General features: G+C 66.2%; 8 protein-coding genes and 1 pseudogene. 4 read left to right on the forward strand and 5 right to left on the reverse strand.

From position 1 onward, the window contains the following. Nucleotides 1-189: pseudogene (locus PHX69_RS13405) on the forward strand (bacteriohemerythrin); the annotation flags it as partial. A gap of 14 nt (nucleotides 190-203) precedes the next feature. Here PHX69_RS13405 and PHX69_RS13410 read toward each other — a convergent pair. Beyond that, a complete protein-coding gene (locus tag PHX69_RS13410) occupies nucleotides 204-611 on the reverse strand; it encodes a bacteriohemerythrin (protein ID WP_119014709.1) in 408 nt (135 codons plus the stop codon). 183 nt (nucleotides 612-794) lie between these two features. Beyond that, nucleotides 795-3,734, reverse strand: a complete 2,940-nt coding sequence (locus tag PHX69_RS13415; protein ID WP_288044317.1) for a DNA topoisomerase III — start codon at nucleotides 3,732-3,734, stop codon at nucleotides 795-797. A 124-nt stretch (nucleotides 3,735-3,858) separates the two neighbouring features. On the opposite strand from PHX69_RS13415, the gene PHX69_RS13420 reads away from it, so the two are divergent. The 3 genes from PHX69_RS13420 to PHX69_RS13430 are packed head-to-tail and all read left to right on the forward strand — an operon-like array spanning nucleotide 3,859 to nucleotide 6,136. Continuing rightward, nucleotides 3,859-4,455 (forward strand): SET domain-containing protein, encoded by a 597-nt coding sequence (locus PHX69_RS13420; protein ID WP_288044320.1) that lies wholly within the window; start codon nucleotides 3,859-3,861, stop codon nucleotides 4,453-4,455. Continuing rightward, nucleotides 4,452-5,330 carry a biotin--[acetyl-CoA-carboxylase] ligase gene (locus tag PHX69_RS13425; RefSeq protein WP_288044323.1) on the forward strand — a complete coding sequence of 293 codons (879 nt, stop codon included), beginning with the start codon at nucleotides 4,452-4,454 and terminating at the stop codon, nucleotides 5,328-5,330. The genes PHX69_RS13420 and PHX69_RS13425 overlap by 4 nt, the downstream gene beginning before the upstream one ends. After that, the gene (locus PHX69_RS13430) at nucleotides 5,324-6,136 is read left to right on the forward strand and encodes an SPOR domain-containing protein (protein ID WP_288044326.1); all 813 of its coding nucleotides are present in this window, start codon (nucleotides 5,324-5,326) and stop codon (nucleotides 6,134-6,136) included. Before PHX69_RS13425 ends, PHX69_RS13430 begins: the two co-directional genes overlap by 7 nt. Nucleotides 6,137-6,184: 48 nt before the next feature. Here PHX69_RS13430 and PHX69_RS13435 read toward each other — a convergent pair whose 3' ends face one another. From PHX69_RS13435 to PHX69_RS13445, 3 genes are all read right to left on the reverse strand, one after another. Further along, complete coding sequence (locus tag PHX69_RS13435; protein ID WP_119014714.1) at nucleotides 6,185-7,627, reverse strand: sensor histidine kinase; 1,443 nt, start codon at nucleotides 7,625-7,627, stop codon at nucleotides 6,185-6,187. An 80-nt stretch (nucleotides 7,628-7,707) separates the two neighbouring features. Continuing rightward, nucleotides 7,708-8,382: a response regulator gene (locus PHX69_RS13440; RefSeq protein WP_288044329.1), complete on the reverse strand. Its 675-nt coding sequence runs from the start codon at nucleotides 8,380-8,382 to the stop codon at nucleotides 7,708-7,710. A 96-nt stretch (nucleotides 8,383-8,478) separates the two neighbouring features. Then, nucleotides 8,479-8,733 (reverse strand): N-formylglutamate amidohydrolase (locus PHX69_RS13445; protein ID WP_288044332.1); only part of this gene is annotated, 255 nt, incomplete at its 5' end.

Here is an 8,733-nt window from a genome sequence, read left to right on the forward strand (position 1 = left end):
CACAAGCAGGGACACACGCATTTCGTCAACAAGCTGCATGAGCTGCGGCAAAAGCAGCAACAAGGCAGCGTGACCGTGGCGTCACAGTTGTCTTCTGTGCTGCGCGACTGGTTGTCGTTGCACATCCGGCGCAACGACAAGGAATTGCGCCAGTTTTTGCAGCAGAAAAGCCGCCAGCGCAGCGCCTGAGGCGCGCGCCTTTCTCAGCTGACGCCTTGTGCCTTCAGAAAAGGCACATAGGCCTTGTCGGTGCGCATGATGTGCTGGGTCAGCCAGTGCTTGAGAAATTCCAGGATGTCGGTAGAGATGTGCTGGCCGTCTTCAAAGTCGGTCAGCGCGTTCATGATGGTGCCGGTGAACTTGTTGTGCTGGGCCTTGTGCGCCGCGGTGTCGGGGTAGGCGTGGCGCTCAAACCATTCCTCTTCCATGATGAAGTGGTTCATGGTGTAGTCCATCAGCCCTTCCAGCACTTCCCCGATGGCCGTTTTGTTGGGTGTGGGCTCTGACAGCTCGGTGTGCAGCTGGTTGATGCGGTCCACCAGCCAGTGGTGTTGCTCATCGACATCGCTGATACCCACGGCGATTTCATCGCTCCACGGCATGAACGTCATTCAGTCTCTCCTTTTTTGTACACGTTGCAGCAGGTTGTCGTGCCACATGGTAAAGGCAGAAGATGGCAGTTCTTGACGGGGCTGGATGCGCTGGATCAGCGTTTGTCCGGATTGCGCCCCGCAACGCGGCCCCCGCGCTGCCCCGGCCCGCCTGGTGCTGGCGTGCCGGGGGCGGGCGGCGGTTTATGCCAGGTGCTTGCCCACGATGCCGGCCAGCTCGAACATGGTGATTTGCGGTTTGCCAAACACCGGCAGCAGCAGGGCGTCGGCATTGATGGCGCGCTTGTTGCTGGCGTCTTGCAGGCCCTGGGCCTTGACGTAGTCCCACACCTTTTTGATGACCTCGGTGTGCGCCACCGGCTCGGCGCCAATCACGGCGGCCAGGGCGGCGCTGGGCTGTTTGCCGGGGCTGGCGGCCTTGGCTTTTTTGGCAGCGGGCTTGGTGGCAGCTTTGGCCGTGGTTTTGGCCGCAGATTTCAGGCTTTTTGTGGCTGTAGCGCCCGTGGTTCGGGCGCTACCAGCTCCTGAATCAGGAGCGCCGCCTGCCGTTTTGCGCGGCGGAAACTTGCTCGGGGCAAACTCAAAATTGACCTTGCCCGCCGCCGCATCCCAGGCCAGGTGGGCTTTGAAGGCGCGGCGCGTGCGCATGCTGACGAACTTGTCGAGCAAGTCGGTTTTGCCGGTGGTGAGCAGCTTGTGCATTTGCTCGCGCTCCACGGGCTGCTGCAAGATGATTTTTCCGCTCTTGAAGTTGCAGGTGGCCGCGGGCTGGGCGGTGGTGGCCACGGCGTGGCTGCACACGTAGTTGCTGCCGTGCTCATAGACCGCCGCGCCGCACTGCGGGCACGCGCCCAGCGATTCCTGGCCGGCAAAGTCCACCAGCTCACCTGTGTCGGCGGCGTTTTTGTCGTCGCCAAAGTCGAATTCGAGCTTGTAGTTGTGTGCCTCGTCGTCGTAGGTCAGGGCGATTTCAGCGGTGAACGGCCAGCCCGCTTTGGAGCGGAAGCCTTCCAGCGGGCCGATTTTTTTGTCGGCCAGCAGGGCTTCAGCCTCGGGCGGCTCAAAGGTGCGCCCGGCGGGCGATTTGCCAAACGAGAAGCCGCAGGGCTCGGCGCCCGCTTTGCCCACGCAGGCGTAGCGGCGGTAGTTTTCTTTCACCACGCCGCCGCAGTTGGGGCACGGGGCGTGCAGCGTGGCGTAGTCGCCGGGGATGGTGTCGCGGTCGTATTCCTTGGCTTTTTTCACCATGCGCTCGGTCATGGCGGCAATCTCGGCCATGAAAGTTTCGCGCGAGAGCTGGCCTTTTTCCATCTGCGCCAGCTTGTATTCCCATTCGCCGGTCAGATCGGCGCGGGCCAGCTCTTTCACATCCAGGCCGCGCAAGAGCGTCATCAGCTGGAAGGCTTTGGCCGTGGGGATGATCTCGCGGCCTTCGCGCAGCATGTATTTTTCGGTGAGCAGGCCCTCGATGATGGCGGCGCGCGTGGCGGGCGTGCCCAGGCCCTTTTCCTGCATGGCCTGGCGCATGCTCTCGTCTTCCACCTGCTTGCCCGCGCTCTCCATGGCACCCAACAGCGTGGCTTCGGAGTAGCGTGCCGGGGGCCGGGTTTTCAGGGGCTTGGGCTCGACCTGCTGGGCGCGCGGCTGCTCGCCGGGCTGCACGGGCACCAGGCTTTGGCCTTTGTCGCCTTCTTTGGCGTCGGGTACTTCACCCGCCGCTTCCTTGCCGTAAATGGCCAGCCAGCCCGGTTTGACCAGCACTTTGCCCTCGGTCTTGAAGTGGTGCTCGGTGCCCGCGTGCTGCACTGTGCTGATGCGCGTGGTCACCAGATACTCGGCGCTGGGGAAGAACACCGCCATGAAGCGGCGCACCACCAGGTCGTAGAGCTTTTGCTCGGCCTCGGACAATTCGCCGGGCGCTTGCAGCGTGGGGATGATGGCAAAGTGGTCTGACACCTTGCTGTTGTCAAAAATGCGCTTGGTGGGCCGGATGTAGCCGTTGTTCAGGGCGGTCTGGGCGTGCGGCGCCAGGTGCGCCATGCCACTGGCGGCCAGCATGGCAAAGGTTTGCTGGGCTACGGGCACGTAGTCTTCGGGCAGGGCGCGCGAGTCGGTACGCGGGTAGGTCAGGGCCTTGTGGCGCTCGTACAGGCTTTGCGCCAGCGCCAGCGTGGTTTTGGCGCTGAAGCCGAACTTGCCGTTGGCCTCGCGTTGCAGGCTGGTCAGGTCAAACAGCAGGCCGCTGGCCTGGGTGGTGGGCTTGCTTTCTTCGCTGACACGGGCGCTCTGGCCGCGCGCGGCGTCGGCAATGGCCTGGGCCTGCTGCTGCGTCCAGACGCGGTCGGCGCGCAGCTCGGGGTCGTCGCTTTTCTTCCACTGCGGGTCGAACCACTTGCCGGGGTAGTCGCCCGCCTGGGCGGCAAAGTTGGCATGGATTTCCCAGTAGTCGCGGCTGATGAATTTGCGGATTTTTTCCTCGCGCTCCACCACCAGCGACAGCGTGGGCGTCTGCACCCGGCCCACGGTGGTCAAAAAGAAACCGCCGTCGCGCGAGTTGAAGGCGGTCATGGCGCGCGTGCCATTGATGCCCACCAGCCAGTCGGCCTCCGAGCGGCTGCGCGCCGCGTGCGCCAGGCCCTGCATTTGCGCGTCGCTGCGCAGGTGCTGGAAGCCGTCACGGATGGCCTGCGGCGTCATCGATTGCAGCCACAGCCGCTGCACCGGCTTGCCCAGCGGCTTGCTGCCGCCCGCGTACTGCTCGATCAGGCGGAAGATCAGCTCGCCCTCACGGCCCGCGTCGCAGGCATTGATGAGCGCGGTCACGTCCTTGCGCTTGGCTTGCTTGACCACGGCGTTCAGGCGCGCCTTGGTTTTGTCCACGGGCTTCAGATCAAAGCGCGGCGGAATCACCGGCAGGTTGGCAAAGCTCCATTTGCCGCGTTTCACGTCGAACTCTTCAGGCGCCTGGATTTCGACCAGGTGGCCCACGGCGCTGGTGACCACGTACTGTTCGTTCTCGAAGTGGTCTTCGTGCTTGTCAAACTTGCCCGCCACGGGCGTGAGGGCACGCACGATGTCTTGTGCGACCGATGGCTTTTCTGCAATGACCAGGGTCTTGCTCATGGGGTGTTCTTTCGTTGTGGTTCTGGGCGGCCGAGCGTTGCTGCGGGCGCTTCTACAATCCGTGTTCTTCGCGCGTACATGCGCACGCGCATGTGTGCCCATTGAAGTTAACAGAAGTTTTGCCATGCCCCGCACTGCCACTCCCGCCGCCGCCGCTGGCCGCCGCATCCAGACCCGCCGCTCCGGCGTTCACGGCAAGGGCGTGTTTGCCGTCCAAGATATTGCCGAGGGCGAGGTGCTGATTGAGTACGTGGGCGAAATCATCAGCTGGCAAGAGGCGCAAGACCGCCACCCACACGATCCGCTGCAACCCAACCACACGTTTTACTTTCACGTCGATGCCGACCGCGTGATCGACGCCAATTTTGGCGGCAACTCCTCGCGCTGGATCAACCACAGCTGCGCCCCCAACTGCTACGCCGATGAGCGTGATGGCCGCATCTTCATCACCGCGCTGCGCAACATCGCCGCTGGCGAAGAACTGAACTACGACTACGGCCTGATCATCGAAGAGCGCTACACCAAAAAACTCAAAGCCGAGTACCCCTGCTGGTGCGGCGCTGCCACGTGCCGGGGCACGCTGCTGGCGCCCAAGCGTGGCTGGGTGCCGCCGCTGCCGCGCAGCCAGACCGAGCCGCTGGACGCGCCCCAGTCGCCTGAGTCCACCGCCACCAGCGTCAAAGCGCCACGCCGCAGCCGCACCCGGAGCGCCCAGGCATGAGCGCCCCGCTGCGCTGGCCTGCCGAGGCCATCTGGGAGGCTGTGGTGCCACAGTTGCCCGGCTTCACCGTCGAGGTGCTGCCCACGGTGGACTCCACCAACACCGAATTGATGCGCCGCGCCCGCGCCGGGCAGTCTGACCCGGTGCTGCTGGTGGCCGAGCAGCAAACCGCCGGGCGCGGGCGGCTGGGCCGGGCCTGGCGCAGCCAGCCGGGCGATTCGCTGATGTTCTCGCTGGGCTTGCCGTTGGCGCCTGCCGACTGGTCGGGCCTGTCGCTGGCCGTGGGCGTGAGCGTGGCCGAGAGCCTGCAACCCGTGTTGCCGCCGCCGGGCAGTGCCACGCCGCGTGTGGGCCTGAAGTGGCCCAACGACCTGTGGCTGGGCGGTGCCGGTGGCGAGCGCAAGCTGGGCGGCATCCTGGTCGAGACGGCCAGCTTTGTCGCTCCCCAGGGCGCTGTGGCACCCGCCAGCGCAGGCACGCGCTACGTGGTGGTGGGCGTGGGGCTGAACATCCGCCCGCCAGACGCTGCGGGCATGGGTTTGCCGCCGGGTGGCTTGCAGGAGGTGGATGTGCTGCTGGATGCGCCCACCGCCTTGCTGCGGGTGGCCGCGCCGCTGGTGGCCATGTTGCAGTCGTTTGCGGGCTACGGCTTTGCCCCCATGCAGCCGCGCTTTGCCCTGCGCGATGTGCTGCAAGGCCGCTCCGTGGTGCTCAGTGACGGCCACAGCGGCACTGCCCAGGGCGTGGGCGAGGACGGCGCGCTGTGGGTGTTGACCGACAGCGGCATGCAGCCGGTGACCAGTTCCGAGGTCAGCGTGCGCCCGGCCAGCCTGGCTGCCACTTTGTCTGCCCGCGCGGGTGGATTGCCATGTTGAGGTGGCTGGTACTGGCCCTGTTGCTGGGCAACCTGAGCTACTACGCCTGGTCGCAAGGCATGCTGCGCCACCTGGGCATGGTGCCCGTGGAGCAGGCCGAGCCCCAGCGCCTGGCGCAGCAAATTGCCCCCCAGGCGCTGAATATCGTTGGCCAGGGGGGCGCACCTGCGGCTGCACCCGCTTCTGTGCCCGCCCCGGCACCAGAGCCCGCACCCACAGACAGCGCCAGCGCGGCGCCCGCCGCCGCACCGGGCCTGCCCGCCAGCCAGGCCCTGGCCGCATCCGCTGCCCCGGCGGCGCCCGCTCCGGCTGCGTCTGCTCCGGCAGTGGCCGCCGCACCCGCTTCTGCCCCTGCGCCCGGTATCTGCTTGCAGGCAGGCGTGTTTGACGATGCCCAGGCCGATGCCTGGCGCAAGGCCGCCGCCGCCCTGCCCGAAGGCAGCTGGGTGCTGGACCGCGCCCGCCTGCCGGGGCGCTGGATGGTTTACATGGGCCGCTTTGCCGATGCCGACGCACTGGCCAAGAAGCGCAACGAACTGCGCGCGCTGGGCGTCTCCTACGACCGCCCAGGGGCCGCGCTGGAGCCAGGCCTGTCGCTGGGGCGGTTTTCTACCGAAGAAGCGGCCCAGCGCGCCCTGACCACCCTGGGTAACCAGGGCGTGCGCAGCGCGCGGGTGTTGCAAGAGCGTGCCGATACGCCTGTTTTTGTGCTGCGCCTGCCTGCGGTCAACGCGGCCATGCGCGACCAGCTCACCGGCCCCCTGCGCCCGGCGCTGGCAGGCCGCACCCTGCGGCCCTGCAACTGACGGCGGCAGAGCCCCGCGCCCGCACGCAGCGCAGTACCGTGTGGGCGCTCAGTCTTCGCTGCGCGCGGCAAAGCGCACCGAAAACAACGCCCCCGGCGGCACTTGCTCGGGGTGGGCATCTTCCAGAAACACCTCGGCGCTGTGCTGGCGTGCAATTTCCAGCACGATGGGCAGGCCCAGGCCCGAGCCGTCGGCGTCGGTGCCCAGCGCCCGGTAAAACGGCTGAAAAATCAGTTCGCGCTCGGACTCGGGAACGCCCGGACCCGAGTCCTCCACTTGCAGCAGCAGCACCTGGCCAAAGCGGTCGGCCAGCACCCGTGCCGTCACCACGCCGGGTTTGTCGGCGCTCGACGGGGTGTAGTGGATGGCGTTGTCCACCAGATTGCGCACCAGTTCTTTGAGCAGCGTGGGGTTGCCATCCACCCACACGCCGCTCTCGCCGGGCTGGGCGCCGTCGTAGCCCAGGTCGATGCGCTTGTCCAGCGCGCGTGGCACCGAGTCGCGCACCACCTCGATGGTGAGCTTGGCCAGGTCGCAGGGCTGGCGTGCCAGGGCGGCGCCGCTGCCCTCGGCACGTGCCAGCGCCAGCAGCTGGTTGACGGTGTGCGTGGCGCGGATGCTGGAGCGCCCAATCTGTTGCAGCGAGCGCTTGAGTTCTTCGGTGCTGGTGCCCTCGCGTTGGGCCAGGTCGGCCTGCATGCGCAGCCCCGCCAGCGGTGTTTTGAGCTGGTGCGCGGCATCGGCCAGAAAGCGTTTTTGTGTGGCCAGCGAGTCTTGCAGCCGCGTGAGCAGGTCGTTGACCGAATCGACCAGCGGCGCCACCTCCAGCGGCACGGCCTTGTGGTCCAGCGGGCTCAGGTCATCGGGGCTGCGCGCACGGATGCGCTCTTCGAGCTGGTGCAGGGGGCGGATGCCGCGCGCCAGCGCCAGCCACACCAGCAGCACCGCCAGCGGCATGATGATGAACTGCGGCAGCATCACGCCCTTGATGATTTCGGCGGCCAGCACGCTGCGTTTTTCGCGGGTTTCGGCCACCTGCACCAGGGCCAGGGGGGCGTCTTTGAGCGGCAGGCGCACCCAGATATAGGCCATGCGGATGTCGATGCCGCGCAGCTCGGCATCGCGCAGGTACACCTCGCCGGTGGTGGGGACGTCTTCTTCCGGCGGGCGCGGCAGCTCGCGCTCGCCCGAGAGCAGCTCGCCGCGCGCGCCAATGACCTGGTAGTACACGGTGTCGGAGTCGTCGGCGCGCAAAATTTCGCTGGCGGGCTGGGGCAGGTTGAACTGCACTTTGCCTTTTTGCACCGTCACCAGCTGGGCCAGGGCGTGGGCGTTGTATTCGAGGGCGCGGTCAAAGGGCTTGTTGGCAATGCCCTGCGCCACCAGCCAGGTCAGCGCCAGGCTGATGGGCCACAGCAGCAGCAAAGGGGTGAGCATCCAGTCCAGGATTTCACCGAACAGGGAGCGTTGCTCACGCTGGAAGATTTTCAAGGCACTGGCCGCAAGATGGGATATAAAAAGTGCCTCTATCCCTTATGGGGTGGGCGCAACCAGCTATCATTTTTGCAAAATTAGCTGGGGATTTTTTCCAGGCAGTAACCCAGGCCACGCACGGTGGCGATGCGGATGGGGCCTTTTTCAATCTTTTTGCGCAGGCGGTGGATATACACCTCGATGGCGTTGTTGCTCACCTCCTCACCCCACTCGCACAGGCGCTCGACCAGCTGGTCTTTGCTCACCAGGCGGCCTGCGCGTTGCAGCAGCACTTCCAGCAGGCCCAGCTCGCGCGCCGACAGCTCCAGCATCTTGCCGTCGATGGTGGCCACGCGCCCGGCCTGGTCGTACACCAGCGGGCCGTGCTTGATGGCGCTGCTGGTGCCGCCCATGCCCCGGCGCGTCAGCGCCCGCACGCGCGCTTCCAGCTCTTGCAGGCTGAAGGGCTTGGCCATGTAGTCGTCGGCGCCAAAGTCCAGGCCCTTGACGCGCTCGTCCACGCTGTCGGCGGCGGTGAGGATGAGCACGGGCAGCGCCGAGCCCCGGCTGCGCAGTTTTTTCAGTACCTCCAGGCCGTGCATTTTGGGCAGGCCCAGGTCGAGGATGAGCAGGTCAAACTCGTTGTTGGTCATCAGGGCTGCATCGGCCTCGCTGCCATTGGCCACGTGGTCAACCACGGCGCCCGAACTGCGCAGCGTGCGCAGCAGGCCGTCAGCGAGCACCTGGTCGTCTTCGGCAATGAGGATGCGCATGCAAAAAATCTCCTGTGGTCTGGGGGCGGCGCGCGGGCGCCGCAGGGTGCAGGTGATTCTAGTGTTGCTCTATGCCTGCGCCGCAGGCGTGCGCACTCAGCGCGGTGGCGTCCAGGCCAGCAGCAGCGCCACCAGCGATTGCAGGTCGGTTTGCAGGCGCGCCATGCCCGCGCTGTCGATGGCCAGGGTGTGCTCGTCCATGTAGAGCTTGCGGTTGATTTCCAGCTGGATGCTGTGGCGCTGGCGGGCCGGGTCGCTGTGGCGGCGCACCAGTTCCACGCCTTTGTAGGGGTGGTTGTATTCCACGCTGTAGCCGCAGGCGCGCAGGTGCGCGCACACCTGCTGCGACAG

It is taken from the genome of Simplicispira sp. (assembly GCF_028687295.1).
GTDB classification, from domain to species: Bacteria; Pseudomonadota; Gammaproteobacteria; order Burkholderiales; family Burkholderiaceae_C; genus Simplicispira; species Simplicispira metamorpha.

Bases quoted from the DNA above. Each gene is read 5' to 3' on its own strand.
- PHX69_RS13430 (WP_288044326.1), top strand. From the start codon at position 5,324: ATGTTGAGGTGGCTGGTACTGGCCCTGTTGCTGGGCAACCTGAGCTAC.
- PHX69_RS13410 (WP_119014709.1), bottom strand. From the start codon at position 611: ATGACGTTCATGCCGTGGAGCGATGAAATCGCCGTGGGTATCAGCGAT.
- PHX69_RS13425 (WP_288044323.1), top strand. From the start codon at position 4,452: ATGAGCGCCCCGCTGCGCTGGCCTGCCGAGGCCATCTGGGAGGCTGTG.
- PHX69_RS13440 (WP_288044329.1), bottom strand. From the start codon at position 8,382: ATGCGCATCCTCATTGCCGAAGACGACCAGGTGCTCGCTGACGGCCTG.
- PHX69_RS13420 (WP_288044320.1), top strand. From the start codon at position 3,859: ATGCCCCGCACTGCCACTCCCGCCGCCGCCGCTGGCCGCCGCATCCAG.
- PHX69_RS13415 (WP_288044317.1), bottom strand. From the start codon at position 3,734: ATGAGCAAGACCCTGGTCATTGCAGAAAAGCCATCGGTCGCACAAGAC.